22 protein-coding genes are annotated in these 24,902 nt (G+C 36.7%); 11 read left to right on the plus strand and 11 right to left on the minus strand.

Annotation, left to right across the window (positions count from 1 at the left end; translation table 11 throughout):
• Positions 1-18: 18 nt before the first annotated feature.
• Positions 19-1,773 (plus strand): discoidin domain-containing protein, encoded by a 1,755-nt coding sequence (locus NZD88_RS10755; protein ID WP_259829139.1) that lies wholly within the window; start codon positions 19-21, stop codon positions 1,771-1,773.
• Between the two features lie 35 nt (positions 1,774-1,808).
• Here NZD88_RS10755 and NZD88_RS10760 read toward each other — a convergent pair whose 3' ends face one another.
• The 3 genes from NZD88_RS10760 to NZD88_RS10770 form a co-directional block, all read right to left on the minus strand.
• Positions 1,809-2,669: an alpha/beta hydrolase gene (locus NZD88_RS10760; RefSeq protein ID WP_259829140.1), complete on the minus strand. Its 861-nt coding sequence runs from the start codon at positions 2,667-2,669 to the stop codon at positions 1,809-1,811.
• 82 nt (positions 2,670-2,751) lie between these two features.
• Complete coding sequence (locus NZD88_RS10765) at positions 2,752-5,007, minus strand: TonB-dependent receptor domain-containing protein (RefSeq protein WP_259829141.1); 2,256 nt, start codon at positions 5,005-5,007, stop codon at positions 2,752-2,754.
• 65 nt (positions 5,008-5,072) lie between these two features.
• Positions 5,073-7,304, minus strand: coding sequence for an outer membrane beta-barrel family protein (locus NZD88_RS10770; RefSeq protein ID WP_259829142.1), 2,232 nt, complete (start codon positions 7,302-7,304; stop codon positions 5,073-5,075).
• 325 nt (positions 7,305-7,629) lie between these two features.
• Between NZD88_RS10770 and NZD88_RS10775 the strand changes: the two genes are divergently transcribed.
• Positions 7,630-9,408 carry a carboxypeptidase-like regulatory domain-containing protein gene (locus NZD88_RS10775; protein ID WP_259829143.1) on the plus strand — a complete coding sequence of 593 codons (1,779 nt, stop codon included), beginning with the start codon at positions 7,630-7,632 and terminating at the stop codon, positions 9,406-9,408.
• A gap of 64 nt (positions 9,409-9,472) precedes the next feature.
• On the opposite strand, the gene NZD88_RS10780 is transcribed toward NZD88_RS10775, so the two are convergent.
• Genes NZD88_RS10780 through recJ form a run of 5 tightly spaced genes read right to left on the minus strand, consistent with a single transcriptional unit; the run spans position 9,473 to position 13,354 of the window.
• The gene (locus tag NZD88_RS10780; protein WP_259829144.1) at positions 9,473-9,811 is read right to left on the minus strand and encodes a DUF3817 domain-containing protein; all 339 of its coding nucleotides are present in this window, start codon (positions 9,809-9,811) and stop codon (positions 9,473-9,475) included.
• 5 nt (positions 9,812-9,816) lie between these two features.
• Positions 9,817-10,620 carry a hypothetical protein gene (locus NZD88_RS10785; RefSeq protein WP_259829145.1) on the minus strand — a complete coding sequence of 268 codons (804 nt, stop codon included), beginning with the start codon at positions 10,618-10,620 and terminating at the stop codon, positions 9,817-9,819.
• A 5-nt stretch (positions 10,621-10,625) separates the two neighbouring features.
• Positions 10,626-11,210, minus strand: coding sequence for a nicotinate (nicotinamide) nucleotide adenylyltransferase (gene nadD / locus NZD88_RS10790; RefSeq protein ID WP_259829146.1), 585 nt, complete (start codon positions 11,208-11,210; stop codon positions 10,626-10,628).
• Between the two features lie 34 nt (positions 11,211-11,244).
• Positions 11,245-11,610, minus strand: coding sequence for a four helix bundle protein (locus NZD88_RS10795; protein WP_259829147.1), 366 nt, complete (start codon positions 11,608-11,610; stop codon positions 11,245-11,247).
• Between the two features lie 31 nt (positions 11,611-11,641).
• Positions 11,642-13,354 carry a single-stranded-DNA-specific exonuclease RecJ gene (recJ, locus tag NZD88_RS10800; RefSeq protein WP_169236930.1) on the minus strand — a complete coding sequence of 571 codons (1,713 nt, stop codon included), beginning with the start codon at positions 13,352-13,354 and terminating at the stop codon, positions 11,642-11,644.
• A gap of 110 nt (positions 13,355-13,464) precedes the next feature.
• Between recJ and NZD88_RS10805 the strand changes: the two genes are divergently transcribed.
• The gene (locus tag NZD88_RS10805) at positions 13,465-14,277 is read left to right on the plus strand and encodes a M48 family metallopeptidase (RefSeq protein ID WP_259829148.1); all 813 of its coding nucleotides are present in this window, start codon (positions 13,465-13,467) and stop codon (positions 14,275-14,277) included.
• A gap of 83 nt (positions 14,278-14,360) precedes the next feature.
• Here NZD88_RS10805 and NZD88_RS10810 read toward each other — a convergent pair whose 3' ends face one another.
• Complete coding sequence (locus tag NZD88_RS10810) at positions 14,361-15,983, minus strand: ABC-F family ATP-binding cassette domain-containing protein (RefSeq protein WP_169234888.1); 1,623 nt, start codon at positions 15,981-15,983, stop codon at positions 14,361-14,363.
• 188 nt (positions 15,984-16,171) lie between these two features.
• Here NZD88_RS10810 and smpB point away from each other — a divergent pair, with 188 nt between their 5' ends.
• From smpB to NZD88_RS10835, 5 genes are all read left to right on the plus strand, one after another.
• Complete coding sequence (gene smpB / locus NZD88_RS10815) at positions 16,172-16,630, plus strand: SsrA-binding protein SmpB (protein ID WP_034702920.1); 459 nt, start codon at positions 16,172-16,174, stop codon at positions 16,628-16,630.
• A gap of 77 nt (positions 16,631-16,707) precedes the next feature.
• Positions 16,708-18,210 (plus strand): OmpA family protein, encoded by a 1,503-nt coding sequence (locus tag NZD88_RS10820; RefSeq protein WP_259829149.1) that lies wholly within the window; start codon positions 16,708-16,710, stop codon positions 18,208-18,210.
• Positions 18,211-18,304: 94 nt separating this feature from the next.
• The gene (locus NZD88_RS10825) at positions 18,305-19,045 is read left to right on the plus strand and encodes a YebC/PmpR family DNA-binding transcriptional regulator (protein WP_259829150.1); all 741 of its coding nucleotides are present in this window, start codon (positions 18,305-18,307) and stop codon (positions 19,043-19,045) included.
• A gap of 57 nt (positions 19,046-19,102) precedes the next feature.
• Positions 19,103-19,927 (plus strand): UDP-2,3-diacylglucosamine diphosphatase, encoded by an 825-nt coding sequence (locus NZD88_RS10830; RefSeq protein ID WP_259829151.1) that lies wholly within the window; start codon positions 19,103-19,105, stop codon positions 19,925-19,927.
• Positions 19,928-20,899: a glycosyltransferase family protein gene (locus NZD88_RS10835; RefSeq protein WP_259829152.1), complete on the plus strand. Its 972-nt coding sequence runs from the start codon at positions 19,928-19,930 to the stop codon at positions 20,897-20,899.
• On the opposite strand, the gene NZD88_RS10840 is transcribed toward NZD88_RS10835, so the two are convergent.
• Both NZD88_RS10840 and NZD88_RS10845 read right to left on the minus strand, forming a co-directional pair.
• Positions 20,888-21,178, minus strand: a complete 291-nt coding sequence (locus NZD88_RS10840; RefSeq protein ID WP_259829153.1) for a GNAT family N-acetyltransferase — start codon at positions 21,176-21,178, stop codon at positions 20,888-20,890. The two genes, NZD88_RS10835 and NZD88_RS10840, sit on opposite strands and share 12 nt — an antisense overlap.
• A 223-nt stretch (positions 21,179-21,401) precedes the next feature.
• Positions 21,402-22,151, minus strand: coding sequence for an RDD family protein (locus NZD88_RS10845; RefSeq protein ID WP_259829154.1), 750 nt, complete (start codon positions 22,149-22,151; stop codon positions 21,402-21,404).
• 27 nt (positions 22,152-22,178) lie between these two features.
• Here NZD88_RS10845 and NZD88_RS10850 point away from each other — a divergent pair, with 27 nt between their 5' ends.
• The 3 genes from NZD88_RS10850 to NZD88_RS10860 are packed head-to-tail and all read left to right on the plus strand — an operon-like array spanning position 22,179 to position 24,898.
• Positions 22,179-23,162: a stage II sporulation protein M gene (locus tag NZD88_RS10850; RefSeq protein WP_259829155.1), complete on the plus strand. Its 984-nt coding sequence runs from the start codon at positions 22,179-22,181 to the stop codon at positions 23,160-23,162.
• Positions 23,146-24,108 (plus strand): DUF4013 domain-containing protein, encoded by a 963-nt coding sequence (locus tag NZD88_RS10855; RefSeq protein WP_259829156.1) that lies wholly within the window; start codon positions 23,146-23,148, stop codon positions 24,106-24,108. Before NZD88_RS10850 ends, NZD88_RS10855 begins: the two co-directional genes overlap by 17 nt.
• On the plus strand, positions 24,101-24,898 hold the full coding sequence (locus tag NZD88_RS10860) for a DUF4129 domain-containing protein (RefSeq protein WP_259829157.1): 798 nt from the start codon (positions 24,101-24,103) through the stop codon (positions 24,896-24,898). Before NZD88_RS10855 ends, NZD88_RS10860 begins: the two co-directional genes overlap by 8 nt.
• The last annotated feature ends 4 nt before the right edge of the window (positions 24,899-24,902 follow it).

The raw sequence follows: 24,902 nt of genomic DNA on the forward strand, positions 1-24,902 counted from the left end.
TAAGCAAAAATTATGAAAATGCAGCAGTACCTTTTATCATTCGCTGTTCTGTTGGGAATATTCGTTGGCGCCCAGCAGAAAACGTTTTGTAACCCAATTAACATCGATTATGGGTATACACCGTTTGAAGTTTTCTCAAAACAAGGGAAACACCGGGCAACAGCCGATCCTGTCATTGTTAATTTTAAAAATAAATTATTTCTTTTCTCCACCAATCAGGAAGGATACTGGTACAGTGATGATATGCTGGACTGGAAATTTGTCAAAAGAAAATTCCTGAGAGACAATAAATACATCCATGACCTGAATGCTCCGGCAGTTTGGGCCATGAAAGATACACTCTATGTTTACGGGTCTACCTGGGAACAGGATTTCCCGATCTGGAAAAGCACCAATCCTACCAAAGACGACTGGAAAATTGCTGTTGATACTTTAAAAGTCGGGGCATGGGATCCGGCATTCCATTATGACGAAGATAAAAACAAATTATACCTGTATTGGGGATCCAGCAACGAATGGCCGTTACTGGGAACCGAAGTAAAGGTTAAAACACTTCAGTCAGAAGGTTTTACAAAACCAATCATCAGATTAAAGCCGGAAGACCATGGTTGGGAAAGATTTGGAGAATATAATGACAATGTTTTCCTTCAGCCTTTTGTAGAAGGAGCCTGGATGACGAAACATAACGGGAAATATTATATGCAGTACGGAGCTCCGGCTACTGAATTCAGCGGATATTCTGATGGAGTATATGTCAGCAAAAATCCTCTGGAGGGCTTCGAATACCAGCAGCACAATCCGTTTTCCTATAAACCCGGCGGTTTTGCTAGAGGAGCAGGACATGGAGCAACTTTCGAAGATAATTACAAAAACTGGTGGCATATTTCAACCATCTTTATTTCCACTAAAAATAATTTTGAACGAAGACTGGGAATCTGGCCGGCAGGATTTGATAAAGATGATGTAATGTACACCAATACCGCTTATGGAGATTATCCGACCTTTCTGCCACAGTTTGCACAGGGGAAAGATTTTTCAAAAGGCCTTTTTGCAGGCTGGATGCTGTTAAATTACAACAAACCTGTTCAGGTTTCTTCTACTTTAGGAGGTTATCAGCCGAATTTAGCGGTAGATGAAGATATTAAAACCTACTGGAGCGCAAAAACAGGAAATTCAGGAGAATGGTTTCAAACTGATCTTGGAGAGGTTTCCACAATCAATGCCATCCAGATTAATTATGCCGATCAGGACGCTGAATTTATGGGTAAAACATTAGGCAAAATGCATCAGTATAAGATCTACGGATCGAATGACGGGAAAAAATGGAACGTTGTGGTAGATAAAAGCAAAAATACCAAAGATGTTCCCCATGATTATATAGAACTCGAAAAACCTGCACGGGCAAGATTTCTTAAAATGGAGAATCTGAAAATGCCTACCGGAAAATTTGCATTGAGTGGTTTCAGAGTATTCGGAAAAGGAGCGGGAGAAAAGCCAAAGAAAGTGGAAGGATTTGTTCCTTTAAGAGCTGAACCTAAGAAATTCGGTGAAAGAAGGAGTATATGGATGAAGTGGCAGCAGAATCAGGATGCAGACGGATATGTAATTTATTGGGGAAAATCTCCGGATAAATTGTATGGAAGCATTATGGTGTACGGAAAGAATGAATATTTCTTTACCGGAGCCGACAGAGCCGATGCCTACTATTTCCAGATCGAGGCCTTCAATGCCAACGGAGTTTCGGAGAGAACGGAAATTGTTAAATCTGAATAAAATATAGATAAAACGCTTTGAGAATTTCAAAGCGTTTATTTTTTGTCATGTTGTTTCAGGAAGAGCGCAATTTTATTTATCAAAAACTGATCATTCGGAGCTTTATCCCAATCCAGATGCCCGCCGTTGAATTCATAACTTTCATAGCTTACCTTATTTTGAGTGAAAACGGAATCCAGTCTTCTCTTTTGTGATAAAGGAATGACCTGGTCTCTGTTTCCATAGTAGGAAAGCGTAGGAGCGGAAGTGGGATCTACCCAACTGATGGGACTTGCAAATGAGGTTTTAGACCTACCGGAAACCACAACCTTAGGATTCACCAGATAGTTTTTGACAAATGAATAATCTGCATACTTTTCAAAGCCGGGATCAGCCAAATCGGATGGCCCTACCATATTCACAACGGCTTTTACCTTTTTTTTAACATCAAAATGATAAGCATACAACATCGATAAATGAGCGCCGGCACTGTTGCCGAGAAGGATAAGTCTAGGTTTGTATTTCAATTTTTTATCTAAATATTGAATGACTTTTTGGATGTCATCTGTTTGGTTGGGAATACCGGGACTTGTTGCTGTAGCCAGCCTGTAATTGATATTCACAAAAATATGATCCGGAAACTTCTGCATCATTGAAAGCGTAAAGAATGTAAGCTGTGATTTATCTCCACCGCGCCAGCCTCCACCATGAATGATGATGAAAGCGTCTTTCTTTTTTGAAGCTTCCTGATGAGGTATATAAAGATCCAGTATCTGCTCGGAATCATTTCCGTACCGGATGTTTTCTTCTTTTTCAAAACTGATGTCTTTACCCAACGTCACTTTCTTTTCTTTGCACCCTGTCCAAAGAAAGCATAAAGAAAGACTGAAGATGATGATCGGAAGACTTTTATTCATAATTCTAAAGATAGAAAAACCCACCGGAAATACCGATGGGTTCACCACAAAAATAGTTGAATATGAAGAAAGATAGTCTCTTTTATCTTGTTCTGCTCTTGATGGCATCTGATGCCCCTTCGATATCTCTTACTTTTTTCACTTTCTGATTTCCGAAGTTATACGTTATACTGAACGTCATGCCTCTTCTGTACTGATCGTTTCTAACGTAGTTGTAATTTCCTGATGACTGATAATCTTCGATCTCTACAATATTTGTTTTCAATACATCATTTACGTTAAGCGCAAAAGTCCAGTCGTTCCAGTTTTTTTTGATGCTCAGATCCAGACTCATTAAATTTTTCAGCATTCCCAGCTCGATCTGCTGTTTGTCCACATAGAAATAATTAACGCCCAGGAACCATGTTTTCTTTTTGTCTAAACGGATGGTGTTGTTCGTTTGAATCACCATACTTGTCGATTTGGTCTTATTGATATACGTATCAAAAACCTGTCCCGTGGTTGGATCTGTATTCAATGTTCCGTTGTTGATATTGTGCTGAACCCCAATGTTGAAGTTCATCGTCAGATACTGCTTGAAAAATGTTTTTTGCATCCCAAGCATGGCAGACATTTCCTGTTTGTCACCAAAGTTGGTTCTGATATAGGCTAACTGTCTGTAAGCTACCCCGTCTCTTATAATTTCTCTCTGTAAAGGAACCTGAGTAATGATATCTTTAAAATAAGAGTGATTTAAAATTAAAAAGTATGAGCTTTTAAGCATATAAGTCAATTCCTGATTGTACGTAGAAGATGACTTTACAAATGGATTGTTCTGAGTATAGTTGTCCTGGGTAAGAATGTTTTTTACAGGATTTAATTCCCAGAAGCTTGGTCTTCTCATTCTGCTTGAAAAAGCATATGAAATGTTATTCTTGTCATTAATCGCATAATTGAAGCTCAAATAAGGCAAAAAGTTATTGTAATTCCTTTCTATTTCCTGGTAAGGAGCTTCCGTATTTTGAGGATTGTCAGAGGTTCCTAAACTCTTGGTGATTTCATATCTTGCTCCTACTTTTCCTGAAAGTTTATCAGAAAATTTCTTTTCGAAAGTTAAATAAACCCCATAAATACTTTCATCATAAATAAAGTGATTAAAGTCGGGTTTTACGCCTTCAAGATCTCCGTTTTTATTATATAAATAACTGTAATTCTTCGTGTCATTGTCTGTTTTGGTTTTATTGAAATTGCCCCCAACAGAAACGGTAAAATCATTTTTAAACTTCTGGATATAATCTACAGTTCCTGAAAAGTTATTGATCACCTGCGGAATGTCCTGAGTAATTTTTTGTCTTAACAGTGAAAAATCATTGAGTGTTCCCGGAAGTAAAGTCCTGTTATCGGAAAACTGAAATCTTCTGTAGTTCAGATAGGCTGCATTTACATTTAATTTGCTTCCAAGCGAATCTGTTTTTAATTCATAATTCAGATTCACTGAGTTGTTATAGTAGTGTGCATCTTCTCTATTTTCAGATTTATTGTATTCAGTTGATTTTAAACTTCCATCAGCATTGTAACTTCTTAATGTATTCAGCAGGTCTACCGTTGAATCATTACTTTTATTGTACCATGAATTCCAGGTAAGGGCTAAATTACTGTTATCCGTTAATTGATAATCAAAATTTAAATAGCCTCCAAGATTTTTATTCGGATCATTGATATCCCCAACTGATTCATTCGAAATGAGATTTGTTCCGTTTTTTAAAACATAAGACTGGGCCTGGATATTCTCTCCTGTAAAAATATTACCACTGATCCCCAGTTTATCCTTTCTGTAGTTCAGAGAAAGTGAGGCGCTGGAACCGTTGTACTTGTTCTGCATATTACTCATTCTCATGTTTCCGTTCAGTCCGTCACTCATCTTTTTCTTCATCACGATATTGATGATTCCGTCTGAAGATTCCACCTGGTATTCACTGCCCGGAACCGTGATCACCTCAATTTTCTGGATGTTTTCTGCAGGCGTACTTTTTAAAAGCTGTACCAGAGATTCCGCATCCATATTGGTTTTTCTTCCGTTGATGTAGATCAGTGCATTGTTTTTTCCGGCGATCTTTAATGTTTTATCATCCGTTGAAGACAGAAGCGGAGTCTGCTTCAACAGGTCAAAAGTGGTATTTCCTTTCGCCACGGGAGATGCCGCAACATCATAGACAAAACGATCGCTTTGTTTTTTAAAGACCTGCTTCGTCAGCGTGATTCCTTCGATAGCCTTTGCTTTTACCGTATCGGATTTTTTTTCCTGGGCAAAAACTACGCTTCCTGAGATAGCTGCTGCCAGTATAATTATCTTTTTCATGATTATTCTTATTTAAGTGCCGTTGTAAACGGAAGTGGTTGTGGTTGTTTTATTTTGTGGTAGACTTAGGTTCTTGATTTTATAGCATCGTTGGCAGATTTTATTTCTCTGGCCTTTTTAAGTTTTTGGTTTCCGAAATTATAGGTTACTCCGATGTTCAGAATTCTTGGATATTCGAAGTTGACAACGTTATTGTAAGTTCCATTAGGCTGTATCCCCTGAATGCTGTTGTAGTTCTGGTTGAATAGATCGTACACTTCTGCTACAAAGGTCCAGTTGCCCATGATTTTCTTTAGGCTGACATCAAAGCTCTGTCTTACACCCAGGGTTCCGCTTTCAATTTTCACTTTGCTGCCATAATAATAATTGACTCCTAAGAACCAGTCCTTATTTGAAGAAAGACGGATGTTGTTATTGATATTACCGGACACATTGAAGTTTTTGAAATTGATTACGTAAGGTTCAACAACTTCAGTTTGTCCCTGAACCGGAACTGATGTAGGATCTTCCGATACCGTTCCGCTATAGATATTGTATCCTAAATTCACAGAATAGTTGGTTGTCCAGATTTCTTTGAACCATGATTTGTTCATTCCTAAGGTCAGTCCAAGCTGTTTGTTGTTACCATAGTTAGTTCTGATATATCTTAAGAATTTTGTGGTAGTGATAACCATATTTCCGTTGGCGTCTTTTTTTGGACCCGTCACACTTCCCTGAAGAGGTATTTGGTTGGAAGCATCTTCTACATAATTGAAGCTCAGATTAGCAAAAAATGCATTTTTGTACATATAACTGATTTCCTGGTTATAAAACTTAGAAGCCAGTACGAACGGATTGTTCTGTGTGTAATTATTCGGTGTAAAATAAGTTCTTGAAGGATTCAGCTCCCAGAATCTTGGTCTTCTGATCCTGCTGGAGAAACTATAGGTAAGATTATGATCTGAATTGATGGCATAGTTTAAATTAAGATAGGGAAGGAGGTTGTTATAGTTTCTGTCGAAACTTGTCTTTCCAAGAATCTCACCGCTGCTTCTTGTGATCTCATAACGGGTTCCTACTTTTCCTGAAAACTTTTCACTCAGTTTTCTTTCATACGTAATATAGGCACCCAGGATTCTTTCTTTATAAATGAAGTGATTTGTCTGATTGACATCATTGATGATCGCACCGTTTTCAATTTTATCCTGTCTGGTATCATTATCCGTATTCGTATGGTTGTAGCTTACTCCCATTAGCCATGTATTACCTTTAGCAGTCTTCTTCAAATAGTCGATATTCGCAGCATAATTATTAATGATCTGAGGAACCGACTGCTGTAATGCGCTATACTCATTTTTAGGATCAGTATTTAAAGGAAAACTTTCATTGGTACTCATTTTGTCCCTGTTGAACCATAAATAAGAAACATTGGAGGTAAGCTTACTTCCGATAGAATCCGTTTTTATTTCATAATTTAAATTGAAAGAATGATTTCGGGTCTGTGCGTTCTCAATATTTACGGTTCTGTTGATGAGAGCACCGTTTTCCCAGTTCGTCACATCAAGAATTGAGTTGAAGCTTTTGTTATATCTCATGTTGTAGGTAAACCCTAAGCTGTGATTCTTATTAAGCTCATAATCGATATTAACGCTTCCTCCCACATTTTTATTAGGGTCAGAATTATATCCGAAAGATTCATTTCTGAAAGTAGAGTCACCGTTGGACAAAGTATATCTTTCTCGGTCTGTCCAGCTTCCCGTATTAAAATTGGAGTTAACGGACCATTTGTTTTTTCTGAAATTAAAGGAAGCTCCTGCCGAAGGGTTATTATAGTAAGCCTGCTCATTATTCATTTTAAGCGTTCCGTTGTAGCCGTCATTTTTCTTCTTTTTCATCACAATATTGATGACCCCTTCATTAGATTCTACCTGGAATTCACTTCCTGGTGTCGTGATCACTTCAATTTTCTGGATATCTTCAGATGGAGTTCCTTTCAGCATTTCTATCAATGCTTCAGCATCCATATTCGTTTTTTTATTGTTGATGTAGATCACCACATCAGATTTTCCCATGATCTTCAGAGATTTTCCGTCTATACTGGAAATCATCGGGGTCTGTTTCAAAAGATTGAACGTATTCGTTCCCTTAGCAATAGGGGAAGAAGCTACGTCATAGATGAAACGGTCACTTTGTTTTTTGAAAACCTGCTTCTTGATATTGATTGCTTCGATGTTTTTTATTTTCAGAGAATCTTTTGTCTGCTGGGCAGCTGTAAGACCGCTGAAAAATAGGGCGGCAATTAGAATCTGAGTTTTCATGATGATTATTTTTTAGTTGTTAATAGCTTGTATGGATGATTATTTAACATTGCAAAGATATGTAATAAAAATAGTATCATGCAATACAAAGTACTTAAAATATTTTAAAAATAAATTTAACTTGCTGATTTTCAGTTATTAAAATTTTGAATTAAAATTTCAACCTCTTTTGACTTTCTACATAATTAGACAATTGAACATGAAACTTTGTTACATTACAGATTGAAAATTGATTGGATTTAAAAAATATATGATGAAAATTTAATAAAAATGAAGACCTATCTATTTTATGATTACTTTAGTATAAACTAAAAATTAATAGCATATGAGAAAATTTTACCCACTATTTTTGTTATTATTGCTAATATTTTCATGTAAAAATGAGACTTATTTAGAAATTGATGACAACAATCCGACCCCTGGATCTAATTTTAATTTTGGAAGTACAGTACAAAGAAACTTTCAGGGAGTAGTACTTGATACGGGTGGAAATCCTGTAAGCGGAGCAACAGTAACAATCGGATCGAATACAGTTCAAACCAACTTCAAAGGTTTTTTTACTTTTAAAAATGCAGAAGTAAAGGAAAATTTTGCCCTTGTGAAAGTAACAAAATCCGGATTTGTAGACGGTTCAAGAGTAATGGTTCCAACGAATGGAATGAACCGTGTGAATGTGATGATGATACCTGCCATAACAACGGCAAGTATTAATTCAGGAGTCACTTCTACAGTTTCTTTACCAAATGGAACAAAAGTGAAATTCGACGGAAGTTTCAAAGACGCAAGCGGAAATACGTACAGCGGAAGTGTGAACGTTGCGTTGTATAATTTAACATCATCCAATCAATATCTGACCGAATTAATGCCAGGTTCTCTTCTGGCCACCAACTCCGGTGGCAATGCAAGAATCATGGAAACCTTTGGTATGGTGCATGTTCAGCTTACGGGAAGTTCAGGACAAAAATTACAGATTGCCAATGGTCATACCGCTGAAATGACAGTTCCTATTGATGCTTCACAAACTGCATCTTCTCCCAATACCATTCCACTATGGTCATATAACGAAAATACAGGAATGTGGAACGAAGAAGGTTCGGCAACGAAGGTTGGGAATACTTATGTAGGCATGGTGAGTCATTTCTCATGGTGGAATTGCGATGCTCAGTTTCCGCAGGCCATCTTAAAAGTAACGGTGAAAAATCCTGCCGGATTACCAATGGTGAATTCAAAGGTTAGTTTGAAAAGAAGCAGCCAAGCCTACGAAACCTACGGAATGACAGATAACCTGGGAACAGTTACAGGAATTATTCCGGCCAATGAAACGCTTATTCTTAAGGTGTATGATGTTTGTAATACGGTAGTCTATACTTCAAATGTGGCCCCTGTAACGGTGGGAACGACCATGACGTTGCCAGATATTACAGTAACATCTACAGGCAATCAATATCTCATTCAGGGGAATCTGAAGACTTGCGCTAATACCAATGTTACGGATGGTTATGTACTTTTGAGACCCGCGACAGGTACCAATTATTTCCAATATACTTCAGTTCCGGTAAGCAGTACAGGTAATTTTTCGTTTAATGTGTATTCGTGTACAGCTAATCCACAATTTATTTTAGAAGGATATGATCTTACTAATTTGCAGACTTCAGGAGAAATTCCTTTTACAGCCAATTTACCGGTTATGAATTTTAACAATGTTTCGGTTTGTAATTCGATCAGTGAATTTATCAGCTATAAAATTGATAATCAAAATATAAAGTATGTTTTGGGAAGTATCAATGCTCAATGGTCTGGTCTTACAAGTACAACTCCGAATATGCCGGCAAAACAGCTAAGAATAACTTCTGCATCACCTGCAGGAAACTCCTTCTTCATGACTCAAAATAATATGCTTGGAGTTGCGGGAAGCTTTACTACGGATTATACTTTTGAGTTTTCCGGAGGATTTTTCACCACCACTACAGGAAACGTAGTGGTTCAGGTAACTAATTTTGGAGCAGCAGGAGCGTATATTGATTTTACAGTAAACGGAACGTATACTGATTCGAGCGGAAGTCATACGTTCACATCAACCGGACATGTAATCAGAGATCTTTAATTATTTATAAATTATAACTTTCAACAAAAAAGGACCATTTCGGTCCTTTTTTTATGTCATTTTGTTATTCTCTGTCGAAGCGGGCTAGTTTTTTGTCAATCCAAATCGTGGCAAAAGGGAAAAATGCGGCCATTAAAGCGAATACACTGTCTTCATCATCCCATGCATATATTTTTCTTATGGAAGGTAGAAATAGCAGGTAAAGGGTAAAAAAGAACCCATGAATACTTCCAATAGTACTGATATAGACGATTGGGAAAATGCCTTCCGGATCAACGCGTATCCAGGTCATTGCTGTGAATAGAAAAAACCATGAAATAGCTTCAGCCAAACAGATTTGCTTAAACCATTTGATGACTTTTTCCTGAGGATATTTTGAGAAAAAATTTTCGATGAAATTCATTACGATTATTTATAGTATATTTTAAAGGACGTTTTTACACCATTGTGTAAAACCTCTCTTTTTGAGAGTACAAAGTTATGAGATTTAATAAATTTACTGATCTCTTTTTCAAAATGAGGGATGAATTTTTCGTTATGATTATTATTAATACGATGTTTAAAACTTTCAAGTTTTAGAATATATGTTGTTTCATCTAATTCTAAATTTACTTCAGTAAAAGATTGTTCTTTTTGAGCTAAAGTTTTATAACCTGTTGGATAAGTAAAGCTTTTAAAGAAAAGCTTATTAATTAATGAATCTGCAATAGCATCGTTATTTTCATAAATCCAATCAAGATGATCATTATGCTCGAAAATAATTGCGGGATTTTTATAAATGTATTCTATAAGGGATTTTTGTACAAGATTTTGCATGAAATTTTCACCAAACTTCTTTTCTGTAAAAGTGTTCATGAAAATATTATAACATTTATCAGGAGTATAAATGTGGGGTCTATCAATGCTCATATCCATTCCTCCCCAAATAATATTATGTTTTTCTAAAATAGTTTTAAACTCTTCTTTCGCAGGAAAATCACTTCCGACGGGAGCTATATTATAAAGAAAATATTTATTTTGTGTTTTAGAATCAATACTAGCTCTAAGAGAATCTTGATGACAAAGTTCATTATAAATTTTCATAGATTCTTTAGAAATTCTTATTCGCTCTTCCAAATTTTTTTGCTTACTGATAGAATCTTCATTAGAGATAGCTTGCCCCAAAGCAAAAGCTTGAAAAAAGAAAAAAAGTATAAATAAATAGAACCTCATCTTAATTATTTATAAAAACTGCTTCCGTCCAAATATTCAAAAACTTCCGGTGGAAGCATTGGACGTACATTTTTTCCTTCTTTAATCATATTTCTGATCTCCGTAGCAGAAAGCTCGATAACCGGAGCTTTGATCATTGAAATATTCTCATGCTGCAAATATTCTGAATCTTTCTTTTCGCCTTCAAAAACTCTAGGATAAACAATGATATGATGATTTTTGATCAAAAGTTCAGAATTTTTCCATTTATGAAGACTGTCCAGATTATCTTCACCCATAATAAGACTGAAAGAATAATCAGGATACTTTTCATGAAGATAGGTCAGGGTATCAATCGTATAGCTCGGCTTGGGAAGAGAAAATTCTACATTCGAGGCTCTCATTTTAGGATAGCCTTTTATGGCAAGCTGCACCATGTCCAGCCTGTTGTGATCTTTCAGAAGTGATTTTTTATCTTTAAAAGGGTTCTGTGGACTTACTACAAACCATAATTCATCCATATTGGAATGTTCCAGAATGTAATTAGCCAGGATTAAATGTCCAATATGTATCGGATTGAAAGAACCGAAAAATAAGCCGATTTTTTTCATTGATTGTTAGGGCTTAGAATTAAGGGATTAGGGATTAGGGATTAGGGCTGGATTGCAATTTAGTGATAATGGCATTGAGCATTTTTGATATTTCGGATGTTTTTCCACTTAACTTTTCAAACTCTTCAGGGTTTAAGTAATTTAAATTTCTTGCAATAATAAGTTGGGTTTCCATTTCGGCACAGCTCCCTCGTGAAATTTTTAAAAACTGTAGATAATCTAAGGTAGATCTTCGCGAATGTCCTTCAGCAATATTGGATGGAATAGATATGGAAGAACGGCGAATCTGGCTGGTAAGGGAATAAAGTTCTTCTTTGGGGAAACTTTTAGTACAAGTGTAAATTTCAGTAACAAAATCTACTGATTTTTGCCAGACCAATAACTCCTTATAATTTCCCATAGCTTTATCCCTATTACCTTATCCCTTACTCCTAATCCCTGAACTTCACATCCTTTATATTAAGATAATGGGTTACGTTTCCTTTCCAGTGGTTTTCCTCTAAAGTGAAAGCAAGATCGAATTTTTTATTTTTAAAATCTTCTGCATGCTGTCCTAGTTTGAAGCCTACACACTCTATGTTTCTCCCTGTAGACTCCTGTTTGATATAAAACTTCAGGTGATTGTTATCTTTCCCCATCGTTTTTACATAACCCGAAAGCTTCTGGTCCGTCAGTGTAAGGATCGGTTTCATATTATGAGGACCGAACGGAGCCAGTTTTCTGTGGAAATTGATAAATTCCCTGTTGATTTCATCGACTTTAATTTCAGAGTCGATCGTTACAGAAGGCTCCTGTTGATGTAACTGGATTTTTTCGGAAACTATTTTTTCAAATTTTATTTTGAAGGCTTCAAATTTATCCTTTTCCATGGAAAGTCCTGCAGCAGCGTGGTGCCCCCCGAACTTCAGGAAATATTCAGAACACATATCCAGTGCTTCATGTACGTCAAAATCAGAAACAGATCTGGCAGAAGCCACCATTTCCCCATTATTGCCGTCTGTGAATACCAGAGTAGGTTTGTAATACGTTTCGATAAGTCTTGAAGCTACAATTCCAATCACTCCCTTGTTCCATTCAGGATGATAAACAATGGTAGAATGTTTGGTTTGCTGTTGGGATTCTATGATCTGATTCAAAGCAGAAAGGGTAGAATTCATATCCAGCTCGCGCCTTTCATCATTAAGATCCATAATGTCACTAACAATCTGGTTCGCGTGCTTCAGGTTATCAGAAACCATCAATTCTACAGCTGCTTTCCCCTGAGAAATTCTTCCTGCAGCGTTAATCTTTGGAGCAATTTCAAAAACAATATTTGAAATTTCAAAGTGAGACAGTTTGTCTTCAGGAATCAATAATCTTAATCCCAGGTTTCTTGTTTTTCTGAGAACTTTTAATCCCATTTTAGCAAGCACCCTGTTCTCACCAGTCATGGACACAATATCAGCGGCAATGGAAATAGCAAGTAGATCGGTAAGCTCGAATAATTCAGCTTCCGGAATTTTATAGATGGTATTCAGGCCCTGGCAAAGCTTAAAGCCTACACCACATCCTGAAAGTTCTTTAAAAGGATATCTGCAGTCTATTCTCTTTGGATCCAAAACAGCTATTGCATTAGGGATCTCTTCACCCGGAAGGTGGTGATCGCAGATAATAAAATCGATGCCCTTGTCCTGTGCGTATTGTACCATGTCTATGGCTTTGATACCACAGTCTAAAGCAATGATCAGTGAAAAACCATTCTCTTTGGCAAAATCAATACCTTCGGTAGAAATTCCGTATCCTTCAGAATTTCTGTCAGGGATATAATAATCTAAGTATTTTTTCTCAACAATTTTGCTGAGGTAAAGGTACATCAGAGCAACAGCTGTAGTTCCGTCTACATCATAATCTCCATATACCAGTATTTTTTCACCGTTTTCAATTGCAGTTGCGATACGCTCTACAGCTTTCTGCATATCTGCCATTAAGAACGGACTGTGAATATCGTTAAGGTTGGGTTTGAAGAATTCTCTGGCCTTTTGATAATTGTCGATTCCCCTTAAAACGAGGAGTTTAGATTCAAAAGTACCAAAACCAAGTGACGAACTTAATCTGTCCACAACTTCCTCATCGGGTTCGGGCTTGTAAATCCATTTCTGACTCATTTCACAAAAATAAGGAAAAAAAACAGCATTTTGAAATGATTGGCCATGAACTTGACTCTCTGAATGTTAAAAAAAAATATCTATCTTCGCGGTCCAAACTAAAAATAATTATGAAAAAAATGACAATCTGCCTTTTATTATTAGGCGCAATGAATGCTGTGACGGCACAGAAAATCAATCTTGGAAAAGCTGTAGGCGTTGTTTCGAAAGGAGCAAAGGCTCTTACTTTTACCAATGAAGATGCAGTGAAGCTGTCAAAAGAATCTGTTGATTGGATGGACAAAAACAATCAGGTTGCAGGTCCAAAAGATCCTTATACCGTTAGATTGAACAAGCTTTTTGCAAAACACAAATCTCAGGACGGACTTGCTTTGAACTATAAGGTTTATAAAGTAAAAGACATCAATGCTTTTGCTTGTGCAGACGGAAGTGTTCGGGTATTTTCTTCATTAATGGATATCATGACGGATAATGAGCTGTTAGCAGTAATCGGACATGAGATCGGTCACGTGAAAAATCAGGACACGAAAGATGCTATTAAATCTGCTTATTTAAAGGCAGCAGCACTGGATGCAGCATCATCTGCATCAGGGACTGTAGCGGCGTTGAATGAAAGCCAGGTAGGAAAGATGGCCAACGAATTCCTGGATGCTTCCCACAGCAAAAAACAGGAGTCTGAAGCAGATACTTATTCTTACGACTTTATGAAGGCTAACAATTATAATGTAGTGGGAGCTTATTCTGCATTCAAAAAATTGGCTTTGCTTTCGGAAGGAAGTACACAGACTGGTTTTGAGAAAATGTTCAACTCTCACCCTGACAGTGAAAAAAGAGCACAGGCTATTAAGAAGAGAGCAGAAAAAGATGGTTTATGGAAAGACCCGGGAACAATTGCTATTCCAAAAACCAAGCTTACAAAATAACGTAACCTTTACTTAAAATAAAAATTCCTCAAAGTTGTCTTTGAGGAATTTTTTATGGTGAATTGTAATGAGGTCTTAATACATTAAGAATACATTTTTTCTCTCAATTCTTTTACTCTTTTGTCAGAAAGATAATCATCGTAAGTCATTTCTCTATCGATAATTCCTTGAGGAGTTAGTTCGATGATTCTGTTACAGACAGTTGAAAGCATTTCGTGGTCATGAGATGACAACAAAAGATTTCCTTTGAAGTTAGACAATGAGTTGTTCAAAGTGGTGATACTTTCAAGGTCTAAGTGGTTGGTAGGTTCGTCTAATAAAAGAATGTTGGCTTTCTGAAGCATCATTCTGCTGAACATACATCTCATTTTTTCGCCTCCTGAAAGTACTTTACAAGATTTCAACGCTTCATCACCAGAGAATAGCATTCTTCCTAAGAACCCTCTCATGAATTCTTCGTGACGCTCTTCATCATTTTTAGTAAATTGTCTCAACCAATCTACCAGGCTGATATCTTCCTGGAAAAATTTAGTGTTATCCAAAGGCATATGAGACTGGTTTGTTGTAACTCCCCAGGCAACAGTTCCTTTATCAGCTTCAGCATTTCCTGCTAGAATTTCGAAAAATTCTGTGATTGCTAAAGAACTTTTAGAAAGTACAGCAACTTTATCTCCTTTCTTAAGGTTTAAGTCAATGTTTGAGAACAATAATTCTCCGTCTTTTGTTTTTTCAAGACCTTTAACATCTAAGATTTGATCTCCAGCTTCTCTTTCCATTTCGAAAATAATGGCCGGGTATCTTCTTGAAGATGGTTTAATATCATCGATGTTCAATTTATCGATCATTTTCTTTCTCGCGGTAGCTTGTTTTGCTTTTGCTACGTTTGAGCTGAATCTTGCGATGAAGTCCTGAAGTTCTTTCTTCTTTTCTTCCGCTTTTTTATTAGCCTGAGCTCTTTGTCTTGTCGCTAGCTGAGAAGCCTGATACCAGAAAGTATAGTTACCTGTGTAAAGGTTAAGTTTTGCATAATCTAAATCTCCGATGTGCGTACAAACTGTATCCAGGAAGTGACGGTCGTGAGATACCACAATTACTGTGTTTTCATAATCTGCAAGGAAGTTTTCCAGCCAAGCGATCGTTTCTATGTCAAGGTCATTCGTAGGTTCATCCAGAATCAATACATCAGGGTTTCCAAAAAGAGCCTGTGCCAAAAGAACTTTTACTTTGTCCTGGTTTTCAAGCTCACTCATCATTTGCCAGTGCATACCATCTTTGATACCAACGTTAGAAAGCATCGTTTGTGCATCAGATTCTGAGTTCCATCCGCCCATTTCATCATAGATAACTCCCAGTTCCCCTGCTTTTAGACCATCTTCATCAGAGAAATCTTCTTTCGCATAAAGCGCATCCATTTCCTCCTTTATTTCAAATAATTTTTTATTTCCTCTCAGTACAGTTTCAAGAACAGTAAATTGATCGTATGCAAAGTGATCCTGCTCCAAAACTGACATTCTTTTTCCTGGCTCTAATGATACATTACCTGTAGTAGGATCCTGTTTTCCAGTTAATATTTTAAGGAATGTCGACTTTCCTGCTCCATTAGCTCCGATAATCCCATAACAATTTCCTTTCGCAAACATGATGTTCACCTCGTCAAAAAGAACCCTTTTCCCGAATTGTAAAGATAAGTTAGATACTGTTAACATATAGTTTTGTAAATTTGGCGCAAAATTACGAAAAGAATTTGGGTATTTCGTAATAATGTAAAAGTCAAGTTTTTAAATATGAGGTATTTTTTCTATATTTCATTAATAAAATAAGATGAAGTCGTGAATGGACGGCTTAATGAAGGATTGGGTAAGCCCAGTTAAATATAATCACACGCATTTTTAAAATGAAAATCGAAAAAACAGTCAGTATATTAAATAGAAGAGCCCGTTTTGAATATGAAATCCTTGAAGAATTTGAAGCTGGGATGGTTTTGACGGGTACAGAAATAAAATCTTTACGTTCATCCAAAGCATCCATCACAGAATCCTTCTGTCAGTTTATTGATGGGGAGTTATACATTATTAATATGATGATTGATGAGTATAAATTGGGAACTTTTTATAATCACAAAACAAAAAGGGAACGGAAATTGCTGTTGCACAAAAAAGAATTACAGAAACTTGAAAAAAAGTTAAAGGATGCTGGTAACACAATTATACCTCTTAAATTATATATCACAGACAAGGGTAAAGCAAAAGTGCTGATATCGCTTGCCAGAGGGAAAAAACTCTTTGATAAAAGGGAAGCGATAAAAGATAGAGAAAATAAACGTAACCTGGATAGAATATTAAAGAAAAGTTAAAAATCATTCAAAAAACTTTGTTTTTAAAGAAAAATTATATTTATTTTGCATTATCAATTATTTAATCATTTAATTCTATGAAAAATCTAAAATTAGGAATTTCAGCATTGGCGCTTACTGTTGCCTCTACTGTCTTCGCGCAGACGACCAACAATCCGTGGTTAATCGGGGTTGGTGCTCATGCAGAAAACCACAAGGCAGTGCAGACAGAATTCAGTAACACGTTCTCTGCTAATAATTTAACGAAGAGAATGTTCAACGTGAACAATTTCTCTATTACACCTCCATTATCTAAATTAACAGTTGCTAGAAACATCGGTAAAGGTTTAGTTATCGACTGGCAGACTTCCGTAGGTAATGTTGACAACAAGAGATTTAACATGGGGAAAGAATTTTTCCTAATGACAGGTCTTGGTTTCCAAGCTAAAGCAGCTGGTCTTTTATGGGATGAAGAATCTTGGTTCGATCCGTATTTAAGAGTTGGTGCTAACTACTTGAGACATGATTATACTGCACTTTCTTTCCCTAGATATGACTACAAAGGAGAGCTTGTATCTAACGGAGATGGTGGTAATGAAAATGGTAAAGCTAATCACTTTACAGTTTCTACAGGTGCTGGTGCTAACTTCTGGGTAACTAAGAACTTCGGTCTTGGTGTTCAGGGTGATTATGTATCAACTCCAGGTGATAAATCTACAGTTGCTAACTTCTGGCAAGCTTCTGCATCGATCTTATTCAGATTCGGTAACAGAGATAGAGATAAGGATGGTATCCTAGATAAAGATGATCTTTGTCCAGATACTCCAGGTCTACCAGAATTCCAGGGATGTCCTGATACTGACGGTGACGGAGTTCCAGATAAAGACGATCAATGTCCAGAAGTAGCTGGTCCAGTTGAAAACAACGGTTGTCCTTGGCCAGATACAGATGGTGATGGTGTTATCGACAAAGATGATGCTTGTCCTACAGTTGCAGGTCCTGCAGAAAACAACGGTTGTCCTTGGCCAGATACAGACGGTGACGGAATCTTAGATAAAGATGACGCTTGTCCTACAGTTCCAGGTCTTCCAGAATACAACGGATGTCCTAAGCCTAAGAAACAAACTGCTATTGAAACAACAGAAGCTCTTAAAGGTATCTTCTTTGACTTCAATAAAGCGACTATCAGACCAGAATCTAGCGCAAAACTAGATAACGCTGCTAAAATCATCAAAACTGACGGAGGTAACTATTTAGTTGAAGGTCAAACTGATGCTAAAGGTGCTGCTGAATACAACTTGAAACTTTCTAGACAAAGAGCTGCTTCTGTAGTTTCTGCTTTAGAAGCTAGAGGTGTAGATGCTAACGCTCTTAAATCAATCGGAGTTGGTGAAACTAAAGCTACAGTATCTGAAAAAGCTTCTGATGCTGAAAGACAAGCTGATAGAAAAGTAGTTGTAACTGCTGTTGAAGATGCTAACGAGTGGAATGCAATCTCTAAGAAAGATTACGCTGATGCTCCAGTTGTAAAAAAAGCAACTAAGAAAGCTACAAAAAAAGCTCCAGCTAAGAAAAAAGCTGCTGCTAAAAAGAAAAAATAATTAATTTTTCTAAATAATAAATACCTCCAATTTTTTGGGGGTATTTTTTTTTTGTAGACTTTTAGTTAATTTTGTTGAAAATTTAAAAATTAAAATGGGAAGAGCATTTGAATATAGAAAAGCTTCGAAAATGGCCAGATGGGATAAAATGGCTAAAACTTTTTCTAAAATAGGTAAAGACATTGCGCTGGCAGTAAAAGCCGGAGGAACAGATCCTGAAGCCAATCCGGCTTTAAGAAGATGTATCCAGAATGCCAAGGGTGCCAATATGCCTAAAGATAATGTAGAAAGAGCTATCAAAAAGGCTGGAGGTGCTGATGCTGAAAACTATGAAGAAATTACATATGAAGGATACGGGCAGGGAGGAGTAGCTTTCTTCGTGGAATGTACAACCAATAACCCAACAAGAACCGTAGCCAATGTGAGAGCTATCTTCAATAAATTTGATGGTAACCTGGGTAAGAACGGAGAGCTTGCCTTTATCTTCGACAGAAAAGGAATTTTTACTCTTGATTTATCTCAAATCAAAATGGATTGGGATGACTTTGAAATGGAAATGATTGATGGAGGGGCAGAAGATGTGGAAAAAGATGAAGAGGAAGTAATGATTACGACGGCTTTCGAAGATTTCGGTTCGTTATCACATAAATTAGATGAATTGGGGATCGAAGCGAAAAGCGCAGAGCTTCAGAGAATTCCAAACAATAGTAAGGACGTGAATGGGGATCAGTTCAAAGCCAATATGAAAATGCTGGAGCGTTTTGAAGATGATGATGATGTACAGAACGTTTATCATAACATGGAAGTCACAGAAGAGCTGATGAACACACTCTAAAAAATAATATAGCATTCATATACAGTTAACTTTCAATTAGTTTCTTTGTATAAAACTATGAAAAGAAACGTTGAGTTAGTGGTTATATCGGATGTTCATTTGGGAACTTATGGATGTAAGGCTAAAGAGCTGTTACGGTATCTCAATTCTATCCAGCCAAAAACATTAGTTTTGAACGGTGATATTATTGATATCTGGCAGTTTAAAAAGTCTTACTTCCCTAAACCTCATTTGAAAGTGATCAAAAAGATCCTTTCGTTTGCTACAAAGAATACACAGGTCTACTATATTACGGGGAACCACGATGAAACGTTCCGTAAGTTTACAGATTTTGAATTAGGAAAACTCAAAGTCTGCAATAAGATATGTCTTGATATTGATGAAAAGAAAACCTGGATATTTCATGGAGATGTTTTTGATGCATCTGTCCAGCATTCCAAATGGATTGCCAAGCTTGGAGGAAAAGGGTATGATCTCCTGATCGTCATCAATAATGTTGTCAATTGGTTTCTGGAGAAAATGGGCAGAGAAAAATATTCATTTTCTAAAAAGATCAAAAACAACGTGAAGAAAGCGGTTAAGTACATCGGAGACTTTGAACTGACGGCTTCCGAACTGGCGATAGACAATCACTACGATTACGTAATTTGCGGTCATATCCATCAGCCTCAGATTCGTGAGGTCATCAATAAGAAAGGTTCATGTACTTACCTGAATTCCGGAGACTGGATCGAAAACCTTTCAGCTTTGGAATATCAAGATAAAGAATGGAAAATATTCTATTATGATGATCATAAAGATTCACTTAAAGACGATGAAGTGGACGAAATCCAGGACATGGATAACTCCGAACTTCTGAAAATAGTAACTAATTTTTCTTAAATGAAAGTTTTGTATGCATTTCAAGGGACAGGGAACGGACATATTGCCAGAGCACAGGAAATTATTCCAATTCTCAAAAAATACGCCTCAGTAGACACATTGATCAGTGGCCATCAGTCTCAGTTGAAGGCTGATTTTGACATTAATTACCAGCATCGGGGCATTTCCCTTCTTTATAACAAAACAGGCGGCTTATCCTACCGTAAAACATTTACTGAAAATAAATTTCTTGAAGCTGCAAAAACTATCAGAGAATTGGAGCTTTCACAATACGATCTGATCATTAATGATTATGAACCTCTCACCGGATGGGCCGGTAAATTGAAAAAGCTTCCCATGATTGAACTGAGCCATCAGGCTTCCATGAGTTTTCCCGAAACACCCAAGCCGGAAAAGAAAGACTTTCTTGGTGAGCTGATTCTTAAATACTATGTTCCAAGCGAAAGGAAGATCGGTTTTCATTTTGAAAATTATCATCCGCAGATCAAAAAGCCTGTCATCAGAAAAAAAATCAGAAATCTTAATCCTGATAAAAAAGGATATTATCTCGTTTATCTTCCAAGTTTTGCAGATGAGAATATTATCAAAGTTTTGAAACAAATCCCTGTTCAGTGGAAAGTGTTTTCAAAACATAGCAAAGTACAGGTCAAAATAAAAAATGTGGAGGTTTTCCCAATTGACGAGATAGAATATTTGAAATATTTTGAAAGCTGTGACGGTATATTATGCAATGCAGGTTTTGAAACACCGGCCGAAGCTCTGTTCATGGATAAAAAACTGTTTGTCATCCCCATTCACAACCAGTATGAGCAGGAATGCAATGCCTGTGCCCTGGATCTTATGGGAATTCCAAATTCTAAATCATTAAATCTTCAGGAAATTATGGAGTGGGTCGCTTCAGATCATCACTTAAAAGTAGATTATCCGAATGATATTGAAGAGATTTTGGTGAATGAAGTCCTAATTCTTTAGAAAAACATCATCCACATCATTCATTCTGGTCATCACAGCTCTGGCATAGGAACAGTGAGGATAGACTTTCCAGTTGTTTTCTCTCGCAAATTTTATAGCTTCCTCAACCAGATATTTTCCCGTTCCCCGCCCTTCGAATTCCGGGTGTACCAGTACAAAGGAAATAATAAATTTATGTTCTTCAGGAAAAATAGTATAGGTTAATCTTCCTACTTCTTTTATTTCATTGTTCAGCATAAGAACACCGCCGTTTCCTGATTTATTGTTTTCAAATTTCATAATTCAAAGCTTTGCTATTAAAGATACAAAAATTGCACCGACAAGTAATTATTAGAGAGTAATAGTGAATGGTGAATCTGCTTCGCCGTCAATTTTTAAATCAAATAAATTTGAAGATTGTTAGGTACGGCAATCAATTGACCATTCACTTGCGAAGCAAAATTGACCATTGCTGTGATCATTTATCAATCATCATTTATCATTTATCATTGATGAGTTCTGATCAGCTGTCCTTCCCCGTATAGTAATTATAGTCTTTAATCACCACATTAATAAACTGTCTCTCCGTCATCTTTTTGGGATCTATATCCAGTTTTAAAATACTTTTTATCTTATCGGAAAGTTTGCTGATGATCTGTCTGTCGTCTACTTTCAGGGCTTTGGTATAATTATCTTTGATGATCCTCATATCATTATCGCTTAAAGCAATCACCTGAGGAAAGGATGGAATATAATCTTCATTGATGTTTTCTAAGATCGTATGAGATATATTGATGTTATTTTTTAACGAAATTACTGCCGTACCTGAAGCTATATCTCCCAGACGCTGGTTATTTTTAGACACAATCATAGAAATCAGGCCTATAACTCCGGCTGCAGAAGTGTCGATCAGTCTGAACATCCATCGGATCAGATAATCACCAAAACTAGCCTGGTAACCGTCGATTTTTACGACCCTGATCTTCATAAGTTTTTTCCCGGGAGTCTGTCCCTCCATAAGGCTTTCCAGAACAACAGGGTAAATGTAAACGGGGAATGTAAGGACAATATAAACGGCCATAACAGACCATTGATCGAGCCCTGCCAATAAATACCCAAGGTCAAAAACGTTGAAGAAAAGATAGAACACAATGAGGACATAAGCGACCTTTATCAAAAGATCGATAATGAAGGCAAGCATTCTTTCCCCGACACTGGCAATATTAAAGTTAATATTTACATTTTGTGAGGTATTTATCGCAATTTGAGACATAATTTTTATTATTTTAGCCTTACAATTATGAGAGAAGTTTATTTCATTAAACAAAATAAAGAAAAATGGTTGGGAATTGAACAGGTTATTCAAGGGAAAGTAAAAAAAAATCCTGATGACCTGTCTTCGTTGTATATCAACCTGATCAATGATCTTTCATTTGCACAGACCTATTATCCCAAAAGCAATACTACAGTATACCTGAACCATTTGTCTTCACAGATATTCCAGAAGATTTACAAGACGAAAAGAGTAGAGGAGAACAGACTGATCTATTTCTTTAAAACGGAAGTTCCCCTGCTGGTGTATCAGTACAGGAGATATCTTATGTATGCTTTTCTCTTTTTCATTCTGTTTACTTCAATAGGCGTGCTGTCCGGAGCTTATGATAAAGATTTTGCGAATATCATTCTGGGAGAAAACTATGTCAACGAAACCATAGAAAATATTAAAAAAGGAAATGCTGTAGGCGTTTATCAGAGTGGTTCTACCTGGGGAAGTACGATAGGGATCATTTTCAATAATATCGGAGTAGGAGCCAAATTATATATTTATGGAATCACAGCAGGAGTAGGAACTTTATTTGCCCTCCTTTCCAACAGTGTTATGCTTGGGTCTTTCCAGTATTTCTTCTACGATTATGGAGCCTTGAAAGACAGTGCAAGAGGAATCTGGCTTCACGGCGTTTTTGAGATCTTTGCTATGGTTGTAGAAGCTATGTGCGGTCTTATTCTGGGAGCGAGTATCCTGTTTCCGAGAACATTTTCAAGATTTAATTCTTTTAAAACAGGCTTTAAAGATTCTTTTAAAATATTTTTGAGCACCATTCCTTTTACCATATGTGCCGGAATTATTGAAGGCTACGTTACAAGACATGCTTTGAAAATGCCACTGGCAATCAACTTAGTCATAATATTCAGTTCACTGGCCATTATAGGATTTTACTATTTTGTTTATCCTTTGATGGTTCATAAAAAAACTAATAATCAAACCCATGATGCAGTTTTATAAAAAAAGAGAATTTGGAGCTTTCATCAGTGACAGCTTTAATTTTTTCAAATTATACGGGAAAAATTATTTCAAAAATTATATCCTGATCAACGGGCTGCTGTTAATTTTAACAATTGCTGTAGTGATCTTTGGATTCAGAGAGATTTTCGGACAGCTTGTCGGCTCCAATATGAGCGGAGAAAGCTACTATTTTGAAAGGTATTTTGCAGATAATGCAGGAATGCTGATTGTAGCCGGACTACTGGTTTTTGTGCTTTTTGCCCTTTTGGCGATTGTCAACTACCTGTACCCTGTTTTTTATATGAAAAGGATAGCCGGGGGAGCACAGAAGATCAAAACAGATGAGATCTTGGATGATTTTAAAAAAAATGCAGGAAAAATTTTTAAAATGTGCGTAGGAATGCTGTTTATTGTCCTTCCGGTAACCATGATCATCGTAGGATTTTCTTATGTGTTGCTGTTGATCATAATAGGATTTTTCCTGATACTGCTCGTTTATCCTACAGCTTTTAATGTTTCGTCATTTCTGATGTACGATTATTTTAATACAAAAAGAGGCTTTTTTGAAAGCTTAAGTTATTCCATAAGAGCCCAGTTTTCTTATCCGAACGGAAATGAAAAATCTCCGTACTGGAAATACTGGGGAGCATCCATCATCATGTTCGTTATTTTGTATGTGGTTACTTCGGTATTTACTTTTATTCCGCTGATGTTTGTGTACGGATCGCTCCTTAGCTCTACACCGGATGGGAATTTTGAAGAAAATCCTTTCGCAGGAACTGCAGGAATTGTTTTCTTTGTGTTGTATGGAATTTCAATGCTTGTGTCGTTATTCCTTTCCAATCTGATGTATATCAATGCAGGGCTGATGTATTACGACAGCAGAACAGATCTGCACCAGAAAATTGAACTTGAAGAAATAGAAACTATAGGTATTAATGAATAAAATCCTTTTCTTTCTGCTGCTTATTTTCTCCATTGGTCCTGTTCATGCACAGGACAACGATGGCGATGATACAGTAGAAGATTATATGGTGGACTCTCTGGGCACCGGACATTACCGGAACATGCTCCGTGCAGATTCTGTACTGATCCTGAAACCGGTTTCAGAAAATACCATCTATCCGAAAAAGTTCAAGGAAAATCTCCAGTCCAGATACAAGGGAAATGAGTTTGATTATTCCGTTTCTAAACCGAGAGAATCTTTCTTCCAGAAACTGATGAGGAGAATAGACAAGATCCTTCAGAGTGTTTTTGGGGAAACGGTCTTTACCAATTCAGCTAAAATCACGACTATCCTTATCCGTCTGTTTGCGATTATTCTGGTAGGATTTCTTCTTTATTTTATCATTAAATACCTGATGGGTAAAGACGGAAACCTCTTTTTTGGGAAGAAAAATAAAAAGATAAACATCAATGCAGAAGAGCTTCATGAAAACATCCATGAAATCAATTTTCCTGAAAGCATTGCGAAATTTGAACGCGAAGGAGATTTCCGTTCAGCGGTCCGCTACCAGTTCCTGTTTATCCTGAAAAAACTGAGTGATAAAAAACAGATCAATTGGAATCCCGAAAAAACGAATAAAGACTATGCGGCAGAGTTGAAAGACATGCGTCTGAAAGATGAATTTGCCGGACTTTCTTATATTTTCGATTATGTTTGGTATGGAGAGTTCAGTATTGACGAGCAGAGTTACCAGAAATTTAAAAACCAGTATCAGTCATTCAGACTGTAATTAA

The organism is Chryseobacterium pyrolae (genome assembly GCF_025153485.1).
GTDB lineage: Bacteria > Bacteroidota > Bacteroidia > Flavobacteriales > Weeksellaceae > Chryseobacterium > Chryseobacterium antibioticum.

Excerpts from the sequence above, each read along its gene's own strand:
- NZD88_RS10755 (WP_259829139.1), top strand. The coding sequence starts at position 19 with ATGCAGCAGTACCTTTTATCATTCGCTGTTCTGTTGGGAATATTCGTT.
- NZD88_RS10760 (WP_259829140.1), bottom strand. The coding sequence starts at position 2,669 with ATGAATAAAAGTCTTCCGATCATCATCTTCAGTCTTTCTTTATGCTTT.
- NZD88_RS10765 (WP_259829141.1), bottom strand. The coding sequence starts at position 5,007 with ATGAAAAAGATAATTATACTGGCAGCAGCTATCTCAGGAAGCGTAGTT.
- NZD88_RS10770 (WP_259829142.1), bottom strand. The coding sequence starts at position 7,304 with ATGAAAACTCAGATTCTAATTGCCGCCCTATTTTTCAGCGGTCTTACA.
- NZD88_RS10775 (WP_259829143.1), top strand. The coding sequence starts at position 7,630 with ATGAGAAAATTTTACCCACTATTTTTGTTATTATTGCTAATATTTTCA.
- NZD88_RS10780 (WP_259829144.1), bottom strand. The coding sequence starts at position 9,811 with ATGAATTTCATCGAAAATTTTTTCTCAAAATATCCTCAGGAAAAAGTC.
- NZD88_RS10785 (WP_259829145.1), bottom strand. The coding sequence starts at position 10,620 with ATGAGGTTCTATTTATTTATACTTTTTTTCTTTTTTCAAGCTTTTGCT.
- nadD (WP_259829146.1), bottom strand. The coding sequence starts at position 11,210 with ATGAAAAAAATCGGCTTATTTTTCGGTTCTTTCAATCCGATACATATT.
- NZD88_RS10795 (WP_259829147.1), bottom strand. The coding sequence starts at position 11,610 with ATGGGAAATTATAAGGAGTTATTGGTCTGGCAAAAATCAGTAGATTTT.
- recJ (WP_169236930.1), bottom strand. The coding sequence starts at position 13,354 with ATGAGTCAGAAATGGATTTACAAGCCCGAACCCGATGAGGAAGTTGTG.
- NZD88_RS10805 (WP_259829148.1), top strand. The coding sequence starts at position 13,465 with ATGAAAAAAATGACAATCTGCCTTTTATTATTAGGCGCAATGAATGCT.
- NZD88_RS10810 (WP_169234888.1), bottom strand. The coding sequence starts at position 15,983 with ATGTTAACAGTATCTAACTTATCTTTACAATTCGGGAAAAGGGTTCTT.
- smpB (WP_034702920.1), top strand. The coding sequence starts at position 16,172 with ATGAAAATCGAAAAAACAGTCAGTATATTAAATAGAAGAGCCCGTTTT.
- NZD88_RS10820 (WP_259829149.1), top strand. The coding sequence starts at position 16,708 with ATGAAAAATCTAAAATTAGGAATTTCAGCATTGGCGCTTACTGTTGCC.
- NZD88_RS10825 (WP_259829150.1), top strand. The coding sequence starts at position 18,305 with ATGGGAAGAGCATTTGAATATAGAAAAGCTTCGAAAATGGCCAGATGG.
- NZD88_RS10830 (WP_259829151.1), top strand. The coding sequence starts at position 19,103 with ATGAAAAGAAACGTTGAGTTAGTGGTTATATCGGATGTTCATTTGGGA.
- NZD88_RS10835 (WP_259829152.1), top strand. The coding sequence starts at position 19,928 with ATGAAAGTTTTGTATGCATTTCAAGGGACAGGGAACGGACATATTGCC.
- NZD88_RS10840 (WP_259829153.1), bottom strand. The coding sequence starts at position 21,178 with ATGAAATTTGAAAACAATAAATCAGGAAACGGCGGTGTTCTTATGCTG.
- NZD88_RS10845 (WP_259829154.1), bottom strand. The coding sequence starts at position 22,151 with ATGTCTCAAATTGCGATAAATACCTCACAAAATGTAAATATTAACTTT.
- NZD88_RS10850 (WP_259829155.1), top strand. The coding sequence starts at position 22,179 with ATGAGAGAAGTTTATTTCATTAAACAAAATAAAGAAAAATGGTTGGGA.
- NZD88_RS10855 (WP_259829156.1), top strand. The coding sequence starts at position 23,146 with ATGATGCAGTTTTATAAAAAAAGAGAATTTGGAGCTTTCATCAGTGAC.
- NZD88_RS10860 (WP_259829157.1), top strand. The coding sequence starts at position 24,101 with ATGAATAAAATCCTTTTCTTTCTGCTGCTTATTTTCTCCATTGGTCCT.